The 22,070-nt window shown below is 66.3% G+C and carries 24 protein-coding genes and 2 tRNA genes; 18 read left to right on the top strand and 8 right to left on the bottom strand.

From position 1 onward, the window contains the following. The first annotated feature begins 34 nt into the window (after positions 1 to 34). From GGC64_RS16080 to GGC64_RS16070, 3 genes are read left to right on the top strand one after another with little or no spacing between them, the layout of a single operon-like run. Positions 35 to 691: an HNH endonuclease gene (locus GGC64_RS16080; RefSeq protein WP_192723477.1), complete on the top strand. Its 657-nt coding sequence runs from the start codon at positions 35 to 37 to the stop codon at positions 689 to 691. Positions 692 to 717: 26 nt separating this feature from the next. Then, entirely contained in the window at positions 718 to 960 is a 243-nt protein-coding gene (locus GGC64_RS16075; protein WP_192723476.1) for a hypothetical protein, read from the top strand. Beyond that, the gene (locus GGC64_RS16070) at positions 947 to 1,423 is read left to right on the top strand and encodes a DUF5130 domain-containing protein (protein ID WP_192723475.1); all 477 of its coding nucleotides are present in this window, start codon (positions 947 to 949) and stop codon (positions 1,421 to 1,423) included. The genes GGC64_RS16075 and GGC64_RS16070 overlap by 14 nt, the downstream gene beginning before the upstream one ends. 79 nt (positions 1,424 to 1,502) lie before the next feature. Here the strand turns inward: GGC64_RS16070 and GGC64_RS16065 are convergent, their stop codons facing one another. The 3 genes from GGC64_RS16065 to GGC64_RS16055 all read right to left on the bottom strand — a co-directional run bounded on the left by GGC64_RS16065 (position 1,503) and on the right by GGC64_RS16055 (position 4,942). Next, positions 1,503 to 1,844 (bottom strand): HNH endonuclease, encoded by a 342-nt coding sequence (locus GGC64_RS16065; protein WP_192723474.1) that lies wholly within the window; start codon positions 1,842 to 1,844, stop codon positions 1,503 to 1,505. Between the two features lie 93 nt (positions 1,845 to 1,937). Next, on the bottom strand, positions 1,938 to 4,523 hold the full coding sequence (pepN, locus tag GGC64_RS16060) for an aminopeptidase N (RefSeq protein WP_192723473.1): 2,586 nt from the start codon (positions 4,521 to 4,523) through the stop codon (positions 1,938 to 1,940). A gap of 53 nt (positions 4,524 to 4,576) precedes the next feature. Beyond that, positions 4,577 to 4,942 carry a DUF732 domain-containing protein gene (locus GGC64_RS16055; RefSeq protein ID WP_192723472.1) on the bottom strand — a complete coding sequence of 122 codons (366 nt, stop codon included), beginning with the start codon at positions 4,940 to 4,942 and terminating at the stop codon, positions 4,577 to 4,579. Between the two features lie 228 nt (positions 4,943 to 5,170). Between GGC64_RS16055 and GGC64_RS16050 the strand changes: the two genes are divergently transcribed. Further along, complete coding sequence (locus GGC64_RS16050; protein WP_192723471.1) at positions 5,171 to 5,881, top strand: DUF4189 domain-containing protein; 711 nt, start codon at positions 5,171 to 5,173, stop codon at positions 5,879 to 5,881. Between the two features lie 177 nt (positions 5,882 to 6,058). Further along, the gene (locus GGC64_RS16045; RefSeq protein ID WP_192723470.1) at positions 6,059 to 6,670 is read left to right on the top strand and encodes a DsbA family protein; all 612 of its coding nucleotides are present in this window, start codon (positions 6,059 to 6,061) and stop codon (positions 6,668 to 6,670) included. A 1-nt stretch (position 6,671) separates the two neighbouring features. On the opposite strand, the gene GGC64_RS16040 is transcribed toward GGC64_RS16045, so the two are convergent. Beyond that, entirely contained in the window at positions 6,672 to 7,310 is a 639-nt protein-coding gene (locus GGC64_RS16040; RefSeq protein WP_192723469.1) for a flavodoxin family protein, read from the bottom strand. An 82-nt stretch (positions 7,311 to 7,392) separates the two neighbouring features. On the opposite strand from GGC64_RS16040, the gene GGC64_RS16035 reads away from it, so the two are divergent. The 6 genes from GGC64_RS16035 to GGC64_RS35165 all read left to right on the top strand — a co-directional run bounded on the left by GGC64_RS16035 (position 7,393) and on the right by GGC64_RS35165 (position 13,430). Continuing rightward, on the top strand, positions 7,393 to 8,799 hold the full coding sequence (locus GGC64_RS16035; protein WP_192723468.1) for a cytosine permease: 1,407 nt from the start codon (positions 7,393 to 7,395) through the stop codon (positions 8,797 to 8,799). 1 nt (position 8,800) lies between these two features. Then, the gene (locus tag GGC64_RS16030) at positions 8,801 to 9,241 is read left to right on the top strand and encodes a nucleoside deaminase (protein WP_192723467.1); all 441 of its coding nucleotides are present in this window, start codon (positions 8,801 to 8,803) and stop codon (positions 9,239 to 9,241) included. 34 nt (positions 9,242 to 9,275) lie between these two features. Then, entirely contained in the window at positions 9,276 to 10,229 is a 954-nt protein-coding gene (locus tag GGC64_RS16025) for an isopenicillin N synthase family oxygenase (protein WP_192723466.1), read from the top strand. Between the two features lie 114 nt (positions 10,230 to 10,343). Further along, a complete protein-coding gene (locus tag GGC64_RS16020) occupies positions 10,344 to 10,823 on the top strand; it encodes a ribose-5-phosphate isomerase (protein ID WP_192723911.1) in 480 nt (159 codons plus the stop codon). A 2-nt stretch (positions 10,824 to 10,825) separates the two neighbouring features. Then, the gene (locus GGC64_RS16015; RefSeq protein WP_192723465.1) at positions 10,826 to 11,620 is read left to right on the top strand and encodes an Fpg/Nei family DNA glycosylase; all 795 of its coding nucleotides are present in this window, start codon (positions 10,826 to 10,828) and stop codon (positions 11,618 to 11,620) included. Positions 11,621 to 11,909: 289 nt separating this feature from the next. Continuing rightward, positions 11,910 to 13,430, top strand: coding sequence for a PGRS repeat-containing protein (locus GGC64_RS35165; protein WP_304611097.1), 1,521 nt, complete (start codon positions 11,910 to 11,912; stop codon positions 13,428 to 13,430). 18 nt (positions 13,431 to 13,448) lie between these two features. On the opposite strand, the gene GGC64_RS16005 is transcribed toward GGC64_RS35165, so the two are convergent. Both GGC64_RS16005 and GGC64_RS16000 read right to left on the bottom strand, forming a co-directional pair. Further along, a complete protein-coding gene (locus GGC64_RS16005) occupies positions 13,449 to 13,739 on the bottom strand; it encodes a DUF1330 domain-containing protein (protein WP_192723464.1) in 291 nt (96 codons plus the stop codon). Positions 13,740 to 13,744: 5 nt separating this feature from the next. After that, a complete protein-coding gene (locus GGC64_RS16000) occupies positions 13,745 to 14,575 on the bottom strand; it encodes a DUF1542 domain-containing protein (RefSeq protein ID WP_192723463.1) in 831 nt (276 codons plus the stop codon). 121 nt (positions 14,576 to 14,696) lie between these two features. Between GGC64_RS16000 and GGC64_RS15995 the strand changes: the two genes are divergently transcribed. The 3 genes from GGC64_RS15995 to GGC64_RS15985 all read left to right on the top strand — a co-directional run bounded on the left by GGC64_RS15995 (position 14,697) and on the right by GGC64_RS15985 (position 17,796). Beyond that, a complete protein-coding gene (locus GGC64_RS15995; protein ID WP_225951998.1) occupies positions 14,697 to 15,482 on the top strand; it encodes a family 16 glycosylhydrolase in 786 nt (261 codons plus the stop codon). 77 nt (positions 15,483 to 15,559) lie between these two features. Next, on the top strand, positions 15,560 to 16,768 hold the full coding sequence (locus GGC64_RS15990; RefSeq protein WP_192723461.1) for an ATP-binding protein: 1,209 nt from the start codon (positions 15,560 to 15,562) through the stop codon (positions 16,766 to 16,768). Then, the gene (locus tag GGC64_RS15985) at positions 16,765 to 17,796 is read left to right on the top strand and encodes a lipopolysaccharide assembly protein LapB (RefSeq protein ID WP_192723460.1); all 1,032 of its coding nucleotides are present in this window, start codon (positions 16,765 to 16,767) and stop codon (positions 17,794 to 17,796) included. The genes GGC64_RS15990 and GGC64_RS15985 overlap by 4 nt, the downstream gene beginning before the upstream one ends. Before the next feature lie 20 nt (positions 17,797 to 17,816). Here GGC64_RS15985 and GGC64_RS15980 read toward each other — a convergent pair. Then, a tRNA-Gly gene (locus tag GGC64_RS15980) sits at positions 17,817 to 17,890 on the bottom strand. 120 nt (positions 17,891 to 18,010) lie between these two features. Here GGC64_RS15980 and GGC64_RS15975 point away from each other — a divergent pair. From GGC64_RS15975 to clpP2, 4 genes are all read left to right on the top strand, one after another. After that, a tRNA-Pro gene (locus GGC64_RS15975) sits at positions 18,011 to 18,084 on the top strand. Between the two features lie 39 nt (positions 18,085 to 18,123). Beyond that, complete coding sequence (gene tig / locus GGC64_RS15970) at positions 18,124 to 19,521, top strand: trigger factor (protein ID WP_192723459.1); 1,398 nt, start codon at positions 18,124 to 18,126, stop codon at positions 19,519 to 19,521. Between the two features lie 107 nt (positions 19,522 to 19,628). Then, on the top strand, positions 19,629 to 20,231 hold the full coding sequence (locus GGC64_RS15965; protein WP_192723909.1) for an ATP-dependent Clp protease proteolytic subunit: 603 nt from the start codon (positions 19,629 to 19,631) through the stop codon (positions 20,229 to 20,231). Further along, positions 20,228 to 20,875 (top strand): ATP-dependent CLP protease proteolytic subunit ClpP2, encoded by a 648-nt coding sequence (gene clpP2 / locus GGC64_RS15960; RefSeq protein ID WP_192723458.1) that lies wholly within the window; start codon positions 20,228 to 20,230, stop codon positions 20,873 to 20,875. Before GGC64_RS15965 ends, clpP2 begins: the two co-directional genes overlap by 4 nt. A gap of 53 nt (positions 20,876 to 20,928) precedes the next feature. Here clpP2 and mmuM read toward each other — a convergent pair whose 3' ends face one another. After that, positions 20,929 to 21,813 carry a homocysteine S-methyltransferase gene (gene mmuM / locus GGC64_RS15955; protein WP_370582130.1) on the bottom strand — a complete coding sequence of 295 codons (885 nt, stop codon included), beginning with the start codon at positions 21,811 to 21,813 and terminating at the stop codon, positions 20,929 to 20,931. Between the last annotated feature and the right edge of the window lie 257 nt (positions 21,814 to 22,070).

The following is a 22,070-nucleotide window of genomic DNA, read 5'->3' as shown; positions in this document are numbered from 1 at the left end:
GCAATCCGTGGTGGACTGTCTTCTCGGAGGACGTATGGCGCAGCGCAAGAAGAGTCGCGGCCACCGGCACCACCCGGCCGCGGCGGGCTTATCCGGGCCCGCGATAGCCCACGCGCAGTCGCGCGTCTTGCACAGCGTCGACACCCATCCACCGAGTACGAACGAGGCTTCGATCTGGGGCCGCCGGCGAGTACTACTACTGAATTCCACCTACGAACCGTTGACCGCTCTGCCCATGCGGCGGGCGGTCATCATGCTGATGTGCGGCAAAGCCAGCGTGGTGCACGACGACCCGAACGGCCCGGTGATCCACTCGGCGACCAGGTCGATCGTGGTGCCGTCGGTGATCCGGCTGCATTCCTACGTCCGGGTCCCGTACCGGGCGCGCATCCCGATGACGCGGGCCGCGCTGATGCACCGCGACCGGTTTCGCTGCGCCTACTGCGGCGGCAAGGCCGACACCGTCGACCACGTGGTGCCTCGCAGCCGCGGCGGCGACCACTCGTGGGAGAACTGCGTGGCGGCCTGCTCGACGTGCAACCACCGCAAGGCCGACCGGCTGCTCGCCGAGCTGGGCTGGACGCTGCGCGCCACGCCGGTGCCGCCGAAGGGTCAGCACTGGCGGTTGCTGTCGTCGGTGAAGGAACTCGACCCGGCATGGGTGCGATACCTGGGTGAGGGCGCGGCCTAGTCGCTCGTTGTTGTACGGTTTGCGACGTGAGCATCGCATTGACTCATTCCCTGCTCGGTGGCGTTCCGCTGGTTGTACTGCTGGTGTTGATCGCGCTCATCTGGGGTGTCGGCAAGAAGCGCAAGGGTCCGCACCCGGAGACCTACAAGTTGACTGAGACGTGGACGCACGAGCCGATTCTGTGGGCGTCCGACGAGCCAGCCGAGCACGGCCACGGTGGCCATGGCTCGCACCTGACGGTAGGAGGCGGCGCAAGTGGCAAGTGGTGAAGTCGCGGTCGTCGACTCTGCGCTTCCGGCAGAACTGCCGCGCGGATACGTCGTAACCACCAGCGGCCGGATCTCGGGTGTCACCGAGCCCGGCGAGGTGTCGGTGAGCTACCCCTTCCCGGTGAAGGACTTGGTCGTTCTCGACGACGCGCTGCAGTACGGCTCGCGCTATGCCGGCGCACGCTTCGCTGTCTACCTTGGCGATCTCGGCGCGGACACCGCAGCCACGGCACGCGAGATCCTCGCCAAGGTGCCGACACCGAATAACGCCGTGCTGCTTGCCGTTTCGCCGAACCAGCGTGCGATCGAGGTGGTCTACGGCGCCGATGTGCAGGGTCGCGGCATCGAGGAGTCCGCTCCGCTCGGCGTCTCGGCGGCCGCTGCGTCGTTCAAAGAGGGCAACCTGATGGACGGCCTGATCAGCGCCGTCCGCGTGCTGAGCGCCGGCGTCTCCAAGGCCTGACCCTTTCGGCCGAGCGACCGTGTCTGTACGGCGAAACGCCGCGAGTGGATGTGCAAACGCGGTCGCTCGCGGTGAACGTTCACCCGGTTAGCGCCGTGCGGATTTCGACGTAGCGCGTCAAGAACATGCGCTCGTCGAGGCGCTTGCGGCGTAGCCACGTGGTGACTTCTTCATTGCACTTGCTGGTGTTGCAGGACGCGCAGGCAGGTACGACGTTGTCGATCGTGTACCGGCCGCCGCGCGAGATCGCCATGACGCAGTCGCGTTGCAGTGGAGTGTCGGTCGCGCCGCAGTAGGCGCAGCCGTTCCAGGCGGCCTGGATTGCTGCCCACTGGTCGGCAGTGAGATCGTTGACCACGGCGCCGAGCCGACGCTTCCGCTTGCGCGCAGCCCTGGCCCGACGACTGCGACTGACTGCCATTCATAAAGCGTATGGGTGACGAGCGTGCGCGAAATGTACGCCAGACACGGCGTGTCGGCGTACAGACGCGCACGCTCGCCGTAGTTGGGGGCGTCAGCTGACGTCGAACGCGCGGGCCCGCAGTGCGCGCTCCACACCGGCGCGGCCTTCGAGCACCAGGCGCCGCAGCGCCGGGGGCACGTCAGAGTCGTCCAAGAACCGCGTAGCGGCGTCCAGACCGCCTTGGCTGACATCCCACGCCGGATACAACCCGATCACCACCGTCTGCGCGACCTCGCTGGACCGCCGCGCCCACACACCGGAAATGGCATCGAAGTACTTGGCGCTGAACGGCTTCAGCACCTCTTCCTGTCCGGGGCGGACGAAACCACCGATGATCGCGCGCGCGGTGATGTTGGGCAACGTGTCGTCCTCGATCACCTGCTCCCACGCCGCGGCCTTCACCGCAGCCTGTGGCCGCGCCGCCACTGCCGCCGCTGCATGCCGCCTGCCTGCCGCGGTCGGGTCGCGCTCGGCTTCTGCATCGATGAACGGGGTGTCTCGGCCGTCGGCGTCGATGACGCCCGCCGCGGCCAGCGCCGTGACGATGCGCCAGCGCAGATCCGTGTCGATCACCAGACCCGGCATGTTCACCGCCGCAGGCTCGTTGTCCAACAGTGTCGACAGCACGGCGACGTGGTTGGGCGACAGCACCGATGCGCACAGCGCGTTGACGAACGCCAGCTGATGATCGGAGCCCGGCGCCGCCTCGCGAGCCAGATCCAGCAGTGCATCCCCGAATGCAGGCCAACCGTTTTCGGTCGCCCACTGCCGGTCCGCGTAGGCGCTCAGCGCCGTCTGCGCCTGCAACAGCAGCCGCTGGGCAACGCCCACTTCGGTTTCGGCGTGCACGCCGCTGATCACCAGCGCCACGAAGTCGCGAGCCTTGAGCTCGGCTTCGCGCGTCATCTCCCACGCCGCTGACCAGGCCAGCGTGCGGGGGAGCGGGTCTGCGATGTCGGCGATGCGGGTGAGTGCGGTGTGCAACGACTCCGGATCGAGACGCAGCGAGCAGTACGTCAGATCGTCGTCGTTGACCAGAATCAGCTTACCGCGTGAAACTCCTTGCAGCGCAGGAACATCGGTCACTGAGCCTTCGACGTCGAGTTCTTCGCGGTGGATACGGACCAGCTTGCCGCTGCCGTCGTCGTCATAGATCCCGACGGCGAGGCGGTGCACCCTGGTCTCACCGGCGCCCGGTTGCGCCCCACTCTGCGTGATCGCAAAGCGGGTGAACCGCCCGTCGGCGTCGAGGTCGAACTCGGGCCGCAGCGTGTTGAGCCCGGTGGTCTTGAGCCACTGCTGCCCCCAGCCGGAGAGGTCCCGGCCCGACGCCTTCTCCAGCGCGCCAAGCAGATCCCCGAATGTCGCGTTGGCGAAGGCGTGGTCGCGGAAGTAGTCCCGCAGACCCGACAGGAACTCCTCCAGCCCGACGTAGGCGACGAGCTGCTTGAGCACGCTGGCGCCCTTGGCGTAGGTGATGCCGTCGAAGTTCACCTCGACCGCGGCCAGGTCGGGGATGTCGGCGGCCACCGGATGCGTCGACGGCAGCTGGTCCTGCCGGTAGGCCCACGACTTCTCCACATTCGCGAAAGTCGTCCACGCCTCGGTGAATTCGGTGGCCTCGGCCTGGCACAACACCGAGGCGAACGTCGCGAAAGACTCGTTGAGCCACAGGTCGTCCCACCACTGCATCGTGACGAGGTCGCCGAACCACATGTGCGCCATCTCGTGCAGTACGGTCTCGGCGCGCCGCTCGTATGACGCGCGAGTCACCTTGCTGCGGAAGACATAGTCCTCCAGGAACGTGACCGCGCCTGCGTTTTCCATTGCGCCAGCGTTGAATTCGGGCACGAACAGCTGGTCATACTTGCCGAATGCGTAGGGAACGCCGAAGTTGTTGTGATAGAAGCCGAAACCCAGCTTCGTCTGCTTGAAAAGCCGGTCGGCATCCATGAATTCGGCAAGCGACTTGCGGCAGTACAGGCCGAGCGGAATGTCGCCGTGGTCGTCGCTGTAGGTGTCGGTCCAGTGCGCGTAGGGCCCGGCGATCAGCGCGACGAGGTAGGTGCTCATTCGCGGTGTGGTGACGAAGGTGTGCTCGTGCGCATCGCCCACGCCATGAACGTGTCCGCTGGCGCCGTTCGAGATGACTCGCCAATGCTTGGGCGCGGTCACCATGACGTCGAACGTGGCCTTCAAGTCGGGCTGGTCGAAGCACGCGAACATCCGCTTGGCGTCGGCGGTTTCGAACTGGGAGTACAGATACACCTCGCCGTCGACCGGGTCGACGAAACGGTGCAGGCCCTCACCGGTGTTCGAGTAGCGGCAGTCGGCGTCGATCACCAGCACGTTGCGTTCGGCGAGCCCTTCCAGTCGGACGCCGGTGGACTCGTCATAACCCGACACGTCGATGCTGCGCCCGTTGAGGGTGGCGCTGCGGACCGTGTCGGCTGCGATGTCGATGTAGGTGTCGGCGCCGGCCAGCGCGTCGAACTCGACCGTCGTCACCGAGCGGAACGTCCGCTCGCCTGGTTTCCCGTCGCCGTCGGTGAGGTCGAGGGTGATCCGATAGCTGTCGACGGTGACGAGGGCGGCGCGTTCGACGGCCTGCTCGCGGGTCAGATTAGGAAGTGCCACGCATCCAACCTAGTGGCCGCCCTGGCTTGGCGGCGGCCCGAGCCGACGTGTGACTAGATTCCCGGTATTCCGGACAGGCCAGGGATTCCCTGCAACCCGGATAGCGAGTTGAGGAACGTGCCGTTGCCGATCGAGGACATCATCTGCGGGCAGTACATCGAGATCGCGATTCCGGTGAAGAACGACGCCATCGCGGGGTTGATGCCGTTGTTGGAGACGGTCGAGTAGATCGAAGCCATGTTCTTACCCGGCTCGACCAGCATCGGGCAGATCGACTGGCCGAGTTGCTCGGTGTTGGTTGGATCGCCGTAGCCGATGCCGGCGTCGGTCAGCGCGCTGAGGAAGTTGTTGTTGGTGACGGGGTCGGCGGACGCCGGTGCCGCGAGGCTCAGTGCCGTCGCGACCCCGACCAAAGTCACGGTCGAATATCGTTTCGCTTTATTCACGGAAACAACACTGGTTGACAGCAGTCACATAGACAACACGGTTAGGTCACCGTTTGCACACTATGCGTGTCCTTTGCGCCGAGTCTTTGAGTCGCGTGGCAGCTAGGGACCCTTCAAAAAAGCGTCCCCTCTCGCCCCATTGGCGGCCCTTATCGGGTGAATGCGGCCAACCGGGCCGCACGACCGCCAAAGGAATCGATCATGACCATCAGCAAAGCCTCACGACGTCAAGTGCGCATCAAATCGAGCGTGATGCTCGCGACCGCGGGAGCCGTCGCCGGCCTGCTCGGCGCGGCGACCCCGGCCAACGCAGCGGCGGACGCCTATGTAGCGCTGTCCGTCGGGTACCTCAACGACGCTCCTCCTGTCCAGACGGTTGGCGGCATGTCAATCGGACCGGACAACGATCAGGCCGCCCACGCATCGCTTTCCAACTGCGTGGACAACGGTGGGGGTCAGTGCGTGTTCGAGATCAGCGCGAAGAATGCGTGCGCCGCCGCTGCGGCGAATGATTACGGGGAAATCGAGGCGGCGTCGGACGCGTCGCTTCAAGTCGCCCAACAAGGTGCACGCAACAAACTGCAGAACCAGCAAGGCGCGCACATCGTCGTGTCGGGTTGTTCGAATGGGCAAGCCGCTCCGCCGCCACCGAACCAGCCACCACCGCCCAAGCTTGGACCCACCGTCACCTTCAATCCGATCCTGGGCGGCCTGCAGGCGCGCATCACCGACCGCAGCGGTGTCTCCTCGCAGTGCACGTACGTGACAGACAACGTGAACCGCAGCTTCGCGTTGGCGGCCAACTCGACGTACAACCTCAAAATCGTTCCGGCCATCCCGCAGTTCCGGAACTGGAATGTGACCATCACGTGCGACAACGGCACCAGCACCAAGGCCACGACGTACTTCTGAGTTCGCCGTGCGATTGAGTGCTGACCACTCGACCGACACAATCGGCCCGTCACCGAAGAAGCCGGCGGGCCGATTGTGGCGCTGGTCGTTGAACCGGGTGGCAGCGGGAACACGTTGATTGGCTGCAGGGTTGTGCTGAACGGATTTCTGTCCAACTACCGAGAGGACCAAACAGTCATGGCTGAAAAGTCGGTTGCGGATTTCTGGTTCGACCCGCTGTGCCCGTGGTGCTGGATCACGTCGCGCTGGATCCTGGAGGTCGAGAAGGTCCGCGATATCGAGGTCAACTTCCACGTGATGAGCCTGGCTGTGCTCAACGAGAACAAAGAGGACCTGCCAGAGCAGTACCGCGAAGGCCTCAAGCAGGCCTGGAAGCCGGTGCGGGTGGCCATCGCAGCCGAACAGGCCAAGGGCTCGGAGATCCTGGCGCCGCTGTACGCCGCGATGGGCACGCGGATCCACAATCAGGACAACAAGGATTTCGACGTCGTGATCAAAGAGGCCCTCGAAGAGGTCGGCCTGCCGGCCGAACTGGCTGAGGCGGCGAGCACCGACAAGTACGACGAGGCGCTGCGCAAGAGCCATCACGAAGGCATGGACGCCGTGGGCGAGGACGTCGGCACTCCCACCATCCACGTCAACGGTGTCGCGTTCTTCGGCCCGGTGCTTTCGAAGATCCCGCGCGGCGAGGAAGCCGGCAAGCTCTGGGACGCCTCGGTGACGTTCGCGTCCTACCCGCACTTCTGGGAGCTCAAGCGCACCCGCACCGAGGCGCCGACGTTCGACTGAGTCAGGCTGGCTCGTCCCACACGCGGTTGGACCGCGCGGTGTCCAGCCGGTAGTCGGTGACGCGGATATCGAACAGCCGCGCGCCGAGATCGCGCGCGCACGACAGCGGATCGCTGGGGTCGCGCACGATTTCGCCGCGGCTGTTCGCGTTGCCGACGACGACGCCGACGAGATCCTGACGCAGATATCGGGTCAGCTCCTGAAACTGCGCGACGACGCCCTGCGTGGCACCGACGTAACTCTCCTCGCATGAGATCAGCACGCCGACGCGCTTGTCCATGATCTCGCTGACGACTTGATCCTGCAGCGGCGAGCTGTTCGCGGTGTAGCAGAACAGCCTGTCGAACACCGTCTTCAGCCGGGCGGGCATGCCGTAGAAGTACAGCGGCATCGCGAAGATGATGCCGTCGGCGGGCAGGATGTGGTCGATCAGCAGCTCGGAGTAGCGGTCGTCCAGCGAGCAGCTGCCGTCCGCCAGCCGGCACCGCCGGCAGTTGCCCAGCATGCGGTCGACGTAGTCGTCGAGAAAGACGTGCTCGACTTCGTGACCGGCTGAGTGGGCGCCCTCGATCGCGGAGCGGGCAAGGACATGGGAGTTGCCGTCATCGCGCGGGCTTGCGCTGACCACGAGTGTCTTCACGTGGGCTAGCAACTTGCTGTGCCGCCGGTTTGTTTCCGGCGGGTTTACTCCGGTTGCGAGGAAGGGTCGCGGGGATGAATGTATGACGGTGACACTGACCGAACCGACCGTCCAGACCGACGGCACCTACCGCGACCAAGTCGCCGCGGTCGAACCAGGCGGCAACGAATACATCGCCGAGGCTGACCGCCACGGCAAGCCCAGCCAGTTGTTCTGGACCTGGACCTCGCCCAATCTCGAGTTCGCGACGATCTTCGTCGGCGTGCTGTCCGTCGCCGTTTTCGGCATGACGTTCTGGCAGGCCGTGCTCGGCATCGTCATCGGCACCGGTCTCGGCGCGATCGCGCATTACTTCCTGTCCGCCCGCGGGCCGCTGCACGGTGTGCCGCAGATGGTGTTGGGTCGACTTGCGTTCGGGTTCAAGGGAAATGCGCTGCCCGCCGTGTTGATGTCGGTGACCGCCGGGGTCGGATGGTTCGCCACCAACAGCGTCAGCGGCGCGTACGCGCTGGCCACGCTGTTCGGGTTCGGGCCGCTGGTGGGGCTGCTGATCATCGTGCTGCTGCAGACCGGGCTCGCGTTCTTCGGGCACAACCTCGTGCAGGCATTCGAGAAGTGGACGTTCCCGGTGCTCGCGGTGATTTTCGCGATCGCGTCGGTGGTCATCCTGTCCAAGTCGCACTTCGGCGCGCCTGCCGCCGCCGGCGGTGTCGGCGGCATGGGCGGCTTCCTGCTGACCGTCGGCACCGCGTTCGGCTACGCCGCCGGATGGACGCCGTATGCCGCGGACTACACCCGCTATTTGCCCGCGACGGTTTCGACCAGGGCCACCGGCTTCTTCGCGGCCGCCGGCCTGTTTCTCAGTTGCGTGTTCCTCGAGGCCGTCGGCGCCGCGTCCGTCACCATCGGCGGCGACACCCTGGACAATCCGACCGCATCGTTCACCAGCCAGCTCGCCTCGCCGTTGGCCAAGGCGACGCTGTTGGCGATCGCGATCGGCGCGGTCGCGGCCAATGCCATCAACATCTATTCCGGCGCAATGGCTTTCGTGACGCTGGGTATCAAGCTGCCCCACCACATCGCGAGGGCTCTTGTCACCGTGTTCTTCGGTGTGGCCGGCTTCCTGGTGGCTTGGTGGGCGTTGCCCGATGCCGCGCAAAGCTACGAGGCGTTCCTGCTGATCATCGCGTATTGGATCGGCCCGTGGCTGGGCGTGATGTTCGCCGACCAATACCTGCGCCAGAACCAGATCGTCGCGCGCTTCCTCTACGACCGCTCCTACGCCAATTGGAATGGGCTGCTGGCGTTCGCCATTGGCCTGGTGGTGTCGGTGGCGTTGTTCTCCAACCAGGAGAAGTTCGTCGGCTGGGTAGCCAAGACATATCCGGCGCTCGGTGATGTCACGTTCTTCGTCGGCTTCCTGCTCTCCGGTGCCGCCTATCTGGTGCTGTGCCGGTCGAAGATCGCCGCGGAGCGGGCCGCTGTCTGAGATGGACGCCGAAGCGATGCTCGAGGTCGCCTACCAGGAAGCGCGAAAAGGCTTGGCGGAAGGCGGTATTCCGATCGGCGCCGCGTTGTTCAGCGCCGACGGCGTGTTGCTCGGCAGCGGTCACAATCGACGGGTCCAGCACGATGACCCTTCGGTGCACGCCGAAACCGACGCGTTCCGTGCCGCCGGTCGGCAACGCGACTACCGATCGACGGTGATGGTGACGACGCTGTCGCCGTGCTGGTACTGCAGCGGGTTGGTGCGTCAGTTCAACATCGGGGCGGTCGTGATCGGTGAAAGCCGCACCTTCACCGGTGGGCATGACTGGCTGGCCGAACACGGCACCTCGGTCACGATCCTTGACGACGAGCGATGCGTGACAATGATGGCGGAGTTCATTGCGGCCAACCCGCAACTGTGGAACGAAGATATAGGGCGATGAGCGCTTGCGCGAAGAGCATTGGGAGAGTGAGTGAGTGATTGCGACCGTTGACATCTCGCACTGGCACGAGGGTGGCGCGACGGCCGCCGAGGTAGCCGCTGCTGTTGATCAAGGTCTGCAACGCGCCGGCTTTCTGCTCGTCACCGGACACGGGGTCGATCCGGCGCTGCCACAGCGGGTGCGCGCCGCAGCGCGGGAGTTCTTCGCCCTGCCCGATGACATCAAACGCCGGTACTCAGTCCCGGTCGCTGGACACGGCTGGCTGCCACCAGGAGTGGAAGCCAACGCGTATGCCGAGGGCACGGAGACGCCGCCGGACCTCAAGGAGAGCTACAGCCTCGGCGCAGAGACCGCGACAGGCGACCCCGAGGTGGACCGAATCTGGTTCGCGCCCAACGTCTGGCCGGACGAAGTGCCTTCACTGCAGTTGCTGGTCGACGAATACACCGCAGCCATGCGTGGGCTTGCCGACGATCTGTTGGCCCTGTTCGCCTATGCGCTCGGGCTGCCGGAGAACCCCTTCGCGACGTTGGCCAGCAGGCCGACATGGACGATGAACATCAACCACTACCCGCCCGTGAGCGTCGTCGGCGAACCCGAGCCCGGTCAGTTCCGCATCGGCCCGCACACCGACTTCGGCACGGTGACCATCCTCGACCGCGAGCCGGGTGCCGGTGGCCTGCAAGTGTATTCGGACGACGACGGGTGGACCGACGCACCGTATGACCCGGATGCGCTGACCGTGAACATCGGCGACTTGTTGGAGTACTGGAGCGGGCGGCGCTGGCCGTCGGGTCGTCATCGGGTGCTGCCGCCGCAACCGCACGCGCCCGAGGAAGATCTGGTCTCGCTCGTCTACTTCTACGAGGCCAACCACGACGCGCTCGTCACGCCGCTTGCGCCGCCGATCGGACGGGTGTCGGGCCTGGAGCCGGTGACGTCGTCGACGTTCATCAAGGAGAGGCTCGACGCGATCACAGTCGGCTAGGCGCGTCCGCCTTTGGCGCGAGCGACCGCAAAATGCCGACATCTCGCGGCGTGTCGCGCACAAACACGGGCGCTCGCGGCAGGGGTGGGCGCACCCTCTGCCAGAATGACCGCCATGCGCGTCTACCTGGGAGCTGACCACGCCGGCTTCGAACTCAAGCAGGCTGTCATCGAGCACCTCCGCAAGACCGGCCACGAGCCGATCGACTGCGGGGCCTACGCGTACGACGCGGAGGACGACTACCCGGCGTTCTGCATCGCAGCCGCGCAGAAGACCGTTTCCGACCCCGCCAGCCTCGGCATCGTGATCGGCGGCTCGGGCAACGGCGAGCAGATAGCCGCGAACAAGGTTCCCGGCGTGCGCTGCGCGCTGGCGTGGAGTGTGGAGACCGCAACGCTGGCCCGCGAGCACAACAACGCACAGGTGATGGGCATCGGCGGTCGGATGCACACCGTCGAGCAAGCACTGGAGATCATCGACGCGTTCTTGGCGGCCCAGTGGTCGAAAGCCGAACGGCACCAACGTCGTATCGACATCCTCGCCGAGTACGAGAAGACTCACGTCGCGCCGCCGGTGCCCGGCGCGCCCGCGTAGGTATGCCGGAAGGTCACACCCTGCACCGGCTAGCCCGGTTGCATCAACGCCGGTTCGGCCGGGCGCCTGTGATGGTGTCCAGCCCACAGGGCCGGTTCGTCGACGGCGCTGCGTCGGTCAACGGACGGGTGTTGAAGAAAGCCACCGCATGGGGCAAACACCTGTTCCACCACTACGAGGGTGGCCGCGTGGTGCATGTGCACCTCGGTTTGTACGGCACATTCACCGAACTGCCGATACCGATGCCCCTTCCGGTGGGCCAGGTGCGGATGCGGATGATCGGTACCGAATTCGGCACCGACCTGCGCGGCCCGACGGTGTGCGAGGTGATCGAGGAGCCCGAGGTCGCCGACGTGGTCGCCAAGCTGGGCCCGGACCCGTTGCGGCGTGACGCCGACGGCTTCCTGGCATGGATGCGAATCACGAAGTCCCGCAGGCCAATTGGCGCACTCTTGATGGATCAGACGGTGATCGCGGGTGTCGGCAATGTGTACCGCAACGAACTGCTGTACCGGCATCGGATCGACCCGTACCGCATCGGTACGCACATCGACGAGGCAGAGTTCGACGCCATGTGGACCGATCTGGTCGACCTGATGAAGGTCGGCTTGCGCCGGGGAAAGATCATCGTCATGCGCCCCGAGGACGACCACGGCCTGCCCTCGTACGCCCCGAACCGGCCCCGCACCTACGTCTACCGCAGGGCCGGCGAGCCCTGCCGCGTGTGCGGAACGACGATCCGCACCGCCGAACTCGAGGGCCGCAATCTGTTTTGGTGCCCGACCTGTCAGCGCTGAAAAATTATCGGCAATGCAAATAAACTCTGTTTGCTCCGGCGCCCGAATGGCACGGCAAATCAGTTGTCTAATCCAGCAAGCCTCGGCTAGTGCCGTTTTGCATAATGGACCTCAGGTTTCCACCAGTGAGCGCCGCTTATAGGAAAGTACCGACGGATCAACCGTCGGCCAGCCATTGGAAGTCGGGCCCATCCGGGCGGACACATAATTGGTGCATTCTTCAACATTCTCTTGGTTGCTGGAGTTACCTTTGCGGACGGCCAGGCATCGCGTCGTCAAAGGGGTTCCCATGTCGAAGCACCGTCGGTATCGAGGCAACGGGCGTCACCGCGCGCAGGCGAAGTCGCGTCGGCTGGTCGCGACGGCGGTCGCCGTCGGCGGGGCCGGCCTCGTCCTGAGCGCTCCCGCCGCGGCACTGTTGGCCATGCCCGGCGAAGCGCACGCGGCACCGTTGGCGCCGACGCCGAATGGTCTCTTCGGGTGCATCGTTGGCACGACGACGGGTGACGAGTGCCTTGCCGGCGACAGCGCGGGATTGGGCGACAGCTTGACGGCGAGCCTGGCGACGGCCCAGCCCTTCCTCGATGTCGCCGGCGGCATTCCGATCGTGAACATCTTCATCGGCAACGGCGCCGACGGCACCGCGGCACACCCCAACGGTTTCAATGGCGGTCTGCTGATTGGCAACGGCGGCAACGGTTTCAACGCGACCGGCGTCGGCGCAAGCGGCGGCGCGGGCGGCCGCGGCGGATTCCTGATCGGCAACGGCGGCAACGGCGGCAACGGCGCCGACGGCGACGCCACGCACGCGGGCGGTAACGGCGGCAACGGCGGTGCCAGTGGGTTGTTCATCGGCAACGGCGGCAGCGGCGGCAATGGTGGCAACGGCGCCAACGGCACGAACGCCGTGAACCCGACGACGTCGAACACCGCGGCGCCCGGGCAGAACGGCGTCGGCCTGCAGAACGGCGGCAACGGTGCGAACGGCGTGCCAGGACCGGAGCCTGGGTCTCTCGGGAAGGACGGCGGCGACGGCGGACCCCTCGGCGGTAACGGCGGCAACGGTGGCGACGGCGGGGCCGGGACGCCCCTGACGCACGCCGGCTACGGCGGCGACGGCGGCGATGCCCTGGCCAACGGAGGCAACGGCGGCAACGGTGGTGCCGGTGGTTCTGACCTGAGCGGGGTGTCCCCGACCAACGGCGGCTGGGGCGGCGACGCGGGCAACGGCGCGACCGGCACCAGCGGCGGCAACGGCACCGCGGGCGGCAGCGGCGGATCGGGCGGCAGCGGCGGCTTGCTCAGCGGCACCGGAGGCAGCGGCGGCACCGGCGGCAGCGGGGGGAACGGCGGCAACGCCGCCTCCGGCGGCAACGGTGGAAACGGTGGCGCAGGCGGCGCGAGCAGCACCGATGGTTCGCCCGACGGCACCGGCGGTGACGGCGGCTCCGGTGGCACCGGCGGCACCGGCGGCAGTGGCGGCGCGGGCGGTGACGGCGGCGCGGCCGGGAAGGGCGCCAGCGGCAGCGGAACGGCAGGGGCCGGCGGCAGCGGTGGCTCCGGCGGCATGGGCGGCTCCGGCGGTACGGGCGGTACAGGCGGCGCGGCCGGCGGCAAGACCGGCGCGGCGGGCCCTGATGGCAGCGGAGGTACCGGCGGCACCGGTGGCGCGGGCGGCGCAGGCGGCAAGAGCGGTAGCGGCACGTCGGGCACTGGGGCCAAGGGCGGTTCGCCAGGCACCGGGTCGTCGGGCACTTCCGGAGGCTCCGGCGGCGCGGGCGGCAGTGGGGGCAGCGGCGGCACCCCCTGACAACTGAGCGTTGCCGCCCTAGATGCCTTCGACGAAGGTGAGGCGTCGGCTCAGCGCACGGTCGCGGAACGTCAACGCCTGCGCGTAGTCCTCTGACGAGTACCACCGCCGCGCGGTTTCCATATCGGGGAACTCGACGATGACGAGCCGTCGCTGCGGCGGCCAATCTCCTTCTGCCGCTTCGGGAAGCGCCGCGCGCACCAGGTAGCGCCCGCCGTGCTTCTCTATCGACGGCTTTGCGAGATTGCGGTACTGCTCGAAGCTGCTCTCGTCGAGGACTTCAACCTCGGAGATGACGTATGCGGCCATCGACGTCAGAAGTCGCCGAAGCCGCCGCCGTCGAACCCGCCGCCGTCGAACCCGCCGCCGTCGAAGCCGCCGCCGTCCCAACCACCGCCGTCGCCGCTGTATCCGTCGAAGCCCGAAGCGTCGGCGCCGCCACCGTCGAAACCGCCGCCGTCCTGCGCAGCGGCGAAACCGTCGGAGTACCCGTCGCCGTAGCCGCTCTCGAAACCCTGTGCGCCGTAATCAACTCCGTGCATGCCGTCGAACAACGCGTCGAACAACAGCACTGAGCCCACACCCCACGCGCCCGCGACCAGAGCTGTCTTCCACCACGGCTCCGAGTACCAGCCCGCCGGTACGGGACGCCCGGCCACCCGACCACCGGGGTAGTAGTTCGGCGTGCGCGGCGACGGTGTCGGTGAGGCCTCGATTTCGCGGCCCTCGTAGTTGACTCGGCGATCCTCTGTCACGGCTCCCGCGGACCGCTGTCCGCTCAGCGACTCCAATTCCGGTCCGGGATCCATGCCCATCGCGGTGCGGGCGGCGCGCACGTAGTACAGCCCCTCGATCGCACTTTCCTTCGCCAGCGCAGCCTGTCGCACGGTGGTGGCCTGATCGATCTGTGAGGACGCGGCGGTGTAGCGCTCGGAGGCGTCGGCCATCGCCTGCTTGGACGCGTCGTCGGTGCCCGTCAGGTTCAGCACCTGTCCGCCCAGTCGCTCGATGAGCCGCCGCGCATCGGCCTTCGCGTCGTCCAGCGAGGCCGCGTTGCGCCTGCCCGAAGCTTTCGACGAGCTGTAGACGGCGAACGCGATAGCGCCGATGACCACGATGATGAGCACGAGCAAGGCCCCGTTCATGGCGTCCAGCGTACCGACAGGAAATCGGCCGAAAGGCGGTCGCGAATACGCCCAGAGCGGAGCCGAGAATGCCGGGCATGGTTTCATCGCAGGCGTGGCTGACTTGAATCGTCGCGATCTGATGGTGATGGCAGGACTCGGCGCGGTGGGCGCCGCGATCCGCGTTCCGACGGCGTCGGCGGCGCCGCCCGGTGGCACGCAGCCGACGTACATCTTCCAAGATGAGTTCGACGGGCCGGCGGGCTCGGCACCGGACCCGTCCAAGTGGCTGGTGGCAAAAGCCCGCGAGTCGATGCAGGACCCGACGTACTGGGAGCTGCCCGAGCACGTCGGGCAGTACCGCAACGACCGTCGCAACGTCTACCTCGACGGCAACTCGAACCTCGTCTTTCACGCCGCCAAGGACGGCAACACGTTCTACAGCGGCAAGGTGTTCAGCACGTTCTACGGCGGCATCGGCCACACCTGGGAAGCCCGGATCAAGCTGAACTGTCTGACCCCGGGCTGCTGGCCGGCGTGGTATCTGTCCAACGACAACCCCGTCAACGGCGGCGAAGTCGACATCATGGAGTGGTACGGCAACGGCAGCTGGGCTCCCGGCACAGCGGTGCACGCCAAGCTCAACGGCGGTGAACATTCGAGCCAGACCATCTCGGTCGACAGCGCCTGGCACACGTGGCGATGCACGTGGGACGACGCGGGCATGCGGTTTTGGAAGGACTACACCGACGGCGCCCAGCCGTACTTCACCGTGCCTGCGCACTCCCTGCCGTCCTGGCAGTTCAACGATCCCGGCTTCACCCTGTCGCCCGTCTTGGACCTCGCGGTCGCCGGCTCCGGCGGAGGCGACCCGAGTGGGGGGAGCTATCCCGCGGACATGCTCATCGACTGGGTGCGCGTGTGGTAGCTGGATCCTTGAATTAATAAGTGTTAGTCGAGCTTGCCGCTTAGTACCATCAGACCCCAGGGAATGGGGGGTAATCGGTGGCAGAAGACGCGCTGATTCGCGAGTTGTCCGCCGCGGTCGAACGCAATCCGGACGCCGTAGAACTGCGGCTGCACCTCGCTGAGCTGTTGCTGGCCGACGGGCGCTACGCCGAGGCGCTGACGCACTGCAGCGCGGCGCTGACGAAAGACCCGGCGCACGCCGCGGCGTTGGCGTTGCTGCAGCGATGCACTGCCGCAATGGCCGCTCCGGCAGGGGAGAAGTCAGCGTTCGACTGGTCGGCCGCCGAGGAACAGGTCGCCGACATCATCGAGCCGGCATTCGTCGAACAAAGCGACGAGCCCGACATCGAAAACGAGCGCGACCGCGACGTGCTGTCGCCAAGCGACGTGAAGCTTGCCGACGTCGCAGGCATGAAGGACGTCAAGGACCGGCTCGACGTATCGCTGCTGGGGCCGATTCGTAATCCGGAACTGATGCGGGCCTACAAGATTTCGGCTCGAGGCGGACTGTTGCTGTACGGACCGCCTGGCTGCGGCAAGACGTTTCTCGCAAGGGCGGTGTCTGGCGAACTCGACGCGAACTTCTACCCGATCGGCATCGCTGATGTGCTCAGCCGCTGGTTGGGCGACAGCGAGCGGGCCGTGCACGAGATCTTCGAGGTGGCCCGACGCAATACACCATGCGTGCTGTTCTTCGACGAAGTCGACGCGTTGGGCATGCGGCGGGCGAACCTTCAGGGTGGCTCCGGGCACCGCACGGTGGTCAATTCGCTTCTCGCCGAGATGGATCCGGCCACTTCCGATAACAGCGGTGTCTACGTGCTCGGGGCGACGAATGCGCCGTGGGACGTAGATGCGGCGCTGCGCAGGCCTGGCCGCTTCGACCGGATGCTCTTCGTCGGGCTGCCGGACACCGAGGCGCGTATGGAGATCTTGAGAATTCACCTGCGTGACCGCCCGGTGGCAGGGATCGATCTCAAGTCGATCGCTTCGCGCACCGACGGATTCACCGGAGCAGACCTCGCCCATATCTGCGACACCGCAACACAATTGGCGATGGCCGATTCCGTGCGCTCGGGTGAGGTCCGGCCGATCTCGATGAGCGACATCCACGCGGCCATGGCCGAGATCCGGCCGAGCGGCGGTGAGTGGTTCGAAATCGCCCGCAACGTCGTCGAGTTCGGCAACCGCGACGGCGCCTACGACGAATTGGCAAAGTACATGCGCCGCAGGAAGTTTCGATGACGTCGCCGTCGGACATCGCTGACGCGATCACGCTGGCCAACACCTATGTGGAGGCCAGGAATTACCGGCGTGCCGAGGAAGTGTTGCGCTCGGCGCTCGCGCACTATCCGCACAACTCGAGGTTGTTGACCGAGTTGGCTCGGGCACAGCACTTGTTCGGCGACAACAAGGCCGCCGAGCAGAGCGCGTGCAAGGCGATAGCCCACGCCCCCGAAGACGCATACGCGATGAGCATCTACGCGTCGATCCTGGGTGAGCTGGGGCGCCGACGGGAATCGTTGACGTGGGCGCGAAAGGCGGTCGACGCAGCCCCGTTTGATCACGCGATGCATTACGAGTACGCCCGGCTGCTGGCCACCGCGGGCGATCCAGCGTCGGCGCTGCCTGCGGCAGAGGAGGCGCTGCGCCTGGCGCCGGCCGACGCCGACACCCACGACCTGAAGGGCAACATCCTCGGCCTGTTGGGTCGACGGGCGGAGTCGACGGCCGCGCACGAGGAGGCGCTGCGGCTGCAACCCGGACACGCGAGGGCGTTGCACAACATCGCGGTGAATCGCGCGCACAGGCGGGACCTGGCCGGGGCGCTGGCCGGGTTCACCCAAGCCGCAGAGCTGGATCCGCACATCGGCGATAGCGTCCGCAAGGCGATCACGGCGACGGTGCGCCAGTGGATGAGCTGGGCGACGGTCGCAGCGTGGGCCGCGCTGTGGCTGTCGGTCCAAATCGAGCGAAACCATCCGAATGAGCCGAGTTCGGCGGCGCGCGTCGTCACCGGTGTCGGGTGCATCGTCGTGCTGGTCATGTTCGGGCGGTTGGCGCTCAGTCTGCCGCGCAACCTCTGGGGAACGATGCTGCGCCAAAGCGAATTCCGGTCGCTGAAGATCTATCTCGGACTCGGCGTCGTCGTCCTCGGCGTGCTCGGTGCGTTCACCGTTGGGGTGTTGACCAACTTCTGGGTCCTGGCGGGCGCCCTGCTGGTCACGGTGATCGTTTCCTGGGTCGCCCCGAGGGTCGACAAGGATTTCTAGGTCGAACTTTCGTTCGACGTTGGAGCGGGCGACGGGAATCGAACCCGCGTAGCTAGTTTGGAAGACTAGGGCTCTACCATTGAGCTACGCCCGCGTGTGCAGCACCAGCAGACTGTACTAGCGCCGCCCGAATCAAATCCAATTAAAACCTTTGCGTGTCCAGCACGTAGTATCTCGCGTGGTCAGGTCTGCGTTTCGGACTGGCCAATGGGCGCGGGGTGTAGCGCAGCTTGGTAGCGCATCCGCTTTGGGAGCGGAAGGCCGCAGGTTCAAATCCTGTCACCCCGACTCCGGACGTTCACCACTACAGACATGAGGAGCAAGAGCGTGAAGAGCACCGTCGAGAAGTTGAGCCCGACCCGGGTTCGCATCAACGTGGAGGTGCCCTTCACCGAGTTGCAGCCAGACATCGACACCGCCTTCAAGCAGATGGCCAAGCAGGTGCGCATGCCGGGCTTCCGGCCGGGCAAGGTGCCGGTGAAGCTGCTCGAGGCGCGCGTCGACAAGCAGGAGATGTTCAACCAGGTCATCGGCGAGGCGGTGCCCGCGCGCTACTCCGAGGCGGTGACCACCTCCGACGTGCGCCCGCTCGGCCAGCCCGAGATCGACATCACCAACCAGGAGTACGGCCAGGACCTGACGTTCACCGCTGAGGTCGACGTCCGCCCCGAGATCGAGATTCCGGAACTCGAGGGTCTGAAGATCACCGTCGACCCCATCGAGGTCACCGACGAAGAGGTCGATACCGAACTGCAGAATCTGCGCGCCCGCTTCGGCACGCTCAAGGGCGTCGAGCGCGCCGCCGAGACCGGCGACTTCGTCTCGATCGACCTGTCGGCCACCGTCGACGGCGAGGACGTACCCGAGGCGAAGACCGAAGGGCTCTCGCACGAGATCGGTTCCGGTCAGCTGATCGAGGGTCTCGACGACGCGATCGTCGGCCTCAAGGAGGGGGAGAGCCGCGTCTTCACCACCACCCTTGCCGCCGGCGAGCACCTCGGTAAAGAGGCGCAGGTGACCGTCACCGTCAAGTCGGTCAAGGAGCGCGAGCTGCCCGAACCCGACGACGAATTCGCCCAGCTGGCAAGCGAATTCGACACTATCGACGAGCTGAAGGCCAGCCTCATCGAACAGGTGCAGCGGGTCAAGCGCGTCCAGCAGGCCGAGCAGATCCGCGACAAGGCGCTCGAGGTGCTGCTCGAGCAGACCGAGGTTCCGCTGCCGGAGAACATCGTGCAGGCCCAGGTCGACGACACCCTGCACAACGCGATCCACGGCCTCGAACACGACGAGTCCAAGTTCGAGGAGGCTCTCAAGGAGCAGGGCAGCAGCCGCGAGGAGTTCGACAAGGACAACCGCCGCAACGCGGAGAAGGCCGTCAAGACCCAGCTGTTGATGGACGCCATCGCCGACAAGCTCGACATCCAGGTCGGTCAGAACGACCTGACCGAGCGCCTCGTGCTGATGTCGCGGCAGTACGGCATGGAGCCGCAGCAGCTCCTGCAGTTCCTGCAGCAGAACAACCAGCTGCCCGCGATGTTCGCCGACGTGCGCCGTGGCCTGACCGTCGCTGCGGTCGTGCACGGCGCCACCGTCACCGACACCGACGGCAACGTGATCGACACCACGGAGTTCTTCGGCCCGTCGGGTGAACAGGCCGAGCAGCCTGCCGATGAGGCCGCCGAGGAGACCGATTCGGACGAGGTTTCCGCCGACGCCAAGTGACGCTGTGAGCGAACGGGCGCTGTCTGGGGAGTGCACGGCCGCTCGGGTTGGTTAGTGTCGAGTGCACCAAGACTTGAAGAGAAAGCAGGTATCCAGTCGTGACTGACATGCGTGGCGCCGGGCAGGGCCTCAACCTTGTCGACTCGGTGTATGAACGGCTGCTGTCCGAGCGCATCATCTTCCTTGGCTCTCAGGTCGACGACGACATCGCCAATCGGCTGTGCGCGCAGATCCTGTTGCTGTCCGCAGAGGACCCCACCAAGGACATCCACCTCTACATCAACTCGCCAGGCGGATCGATCAGCGCCGGCATGGCGATCTACGACACGATGGTGCTCGCACCCTGTGACGTCGCCACCTACGCGATGGGTATGGCCGCGTCGATGGGCGAGTTCCTGCTCGCGGCGGGCACCAAGGGCAAGCGGTACGCGCTGCCGCACGCCCGCATCCTGATGCACCAGCCGCTCGGCGGCATCACCGGTGGCGCGGCCGACATCGCGATCCAGGCCGAGCAGTTCGCGGTCATCAAGAAGGAGATGTTCCGCCTCAACGCGGAATTCACCGGCCAGTCCATCGAGCGCATCGAGGCCGACTCCGATCGCGACCGCTGGTTCACCGCGCAGGAAGCCCTCGAGTACGGGTTCGTCGACCACATCATCACCAGCGCCAGCCTCAACGGCTCCGGCCCGACCGCAGGACTAGACAAATGACCGATCACACGGACCCCCGCCTGCAACCGCAGGGCCGCTACATCCTGCCGTCGTTCATCGAGCACTCGAGCTTCGGCGTCAAGGAGTCCAACCCGTACAACAAGCTGTTCGAGGAACGCATCATCTTCCTCGGCGTGCAGGTGGACGATGCGTCGGCCAACGACATCATGGCCCAGCTGCTGGTGCTCGAGTCCCTGGATCCCGACCGCGACATCACGATGTACATCAACTCGCCCGGTGGTTCGTTCACCAGCCTGATGGCCATCTACGACACCATGCAGTACGTGCGGGCCGACATCCAGACCGTCTGCCTCGGCCAGGCCGCCTCGGCCGCCGCGGTGCTGCTCGCCGCGGGCACGCCGGGTAAGCGCATGGCGCTCCCCAACGCCCGCGTGCTCATTCACCAGCCCGCGCTGTCCGGCGTCATCCAGGGCCAGTTCTCCGATCTGGAGATCCAGGCCAAGGAGATCGAGCGGATGCGCACGCTGATGGAAACGACGCTGGCGCATCACACCGGCAAGGACGCCGACCAGATCCGGCGGGACACCGATCGCGACAAGATCCTGACGGCCGAGGAGGCCAAGGAGTACGGCGTGATCGACACGGTCCTCGAGTACCGCAAGCTCTCGGCCCAGACGGCCTAGCTTTCGCCGTTGACTCTGCGTCTACGGCGCAGAAGCGCGAGAGCGCCTCGCCCTCAGCGCAGAGTCGACGCGACCGCCGCGATGTCGTCGGGGCGCACCCGGCAGCACCCGCCGATGATGCGTGCCCCTGCGGCCGCCCAGCGCGGCGCGAGGTCCGCGGACCACCGGCCATGCCCGGTCCACGTGCGCCGCTCGCCGTCCCACTGTTCCCCGCTGTTGGGGTAGACGACGACGGGCTTGCCGGTCACCTCGCGAGCGACCCGCACCGCGCCCTCTACGTCGTCGGGGTGGCAGCAATTCACCCCAACCGCAACGATTTCCGGCATGTCGGCGACCACCGCGAAGGCCTCGGCAAGAGGCTGCCCGGCGCGCGTCGTCGTCCCCGCGATCGTGTACGACAGCCACGCAGCGACCTCCAGTTCGTGAACCAACGCAACCAAGGCCTCGGCCTCGTCGACATCGGGCACCGTCTCCAGCGCCAGCACGTCGGCGCCGGCGTCGGCGAGGATCTCCAGCCGCGGTCGATGCCAGTTCGCCAGTTGCGAAACCGTGAGCCCATAGCGCCCGACGTACTCTTCGCCGTGGGCCAGCGCCGCGCCATACGGCCCGACCGACGCGGCCACCCAAACGTCGCCGCCGACCTCGTCGCGTGCCTCCCGGGCAAGCCGGACGCTGCGCCGCATCAGGCGCTCGGCCTCGGTTCGCGAAATTCCGCGTTGCGCGAACCCGTCGAACGACGCCTGGTAGCTCGCGGTCGTCGCGATCGAGGCTCCCGCGCGGAAGAACGCGCAGTGCACGGCCACAATCTCCACCGGGGCGTCCACGAGCATCCGGGCCGACCACAGGTCGTCGGACAGGTCGTGGCCGCGGGCCTCCAATTCGGTTGCCAGCCCGCCATCTGCGATCAGCACGGTATCGTGGGGCGCAGCGAACACCACATCGCAAACTCTACGGCCACTACGGGGGCGGCCTCTCGGTCTCATAACGGCGGCGACACGCCAGGGACACAGTGGCGGGTTCCGAGGGGTTAGACGGCGAGTCAGGCGATATGTTCTGCAACACAGATAAATACCAACGACGCGATTCGGCTTTATCGGTCGCACCGCGCCGGAACATACGGGTAGCGTCGGGACCAACACCCGACAGTGACTCGTAAACACGTTTCATTACGACTGCGAGGAAAGTAGGACCCCAC

Origin of the sequence: Mycobacterium sp. OAS707, assembly GCF_014873705.1 — a bacterium.
Taxonomy (GTDB): domain Bacteria; phylum Actinomycetota; class Actinomycetes; order Mycobacteriales; family Mycobacteriaceae; genus Mycobacterium.
This window is presented reverse-complemented; position numbering and strand designations above follow the sequence as displayed.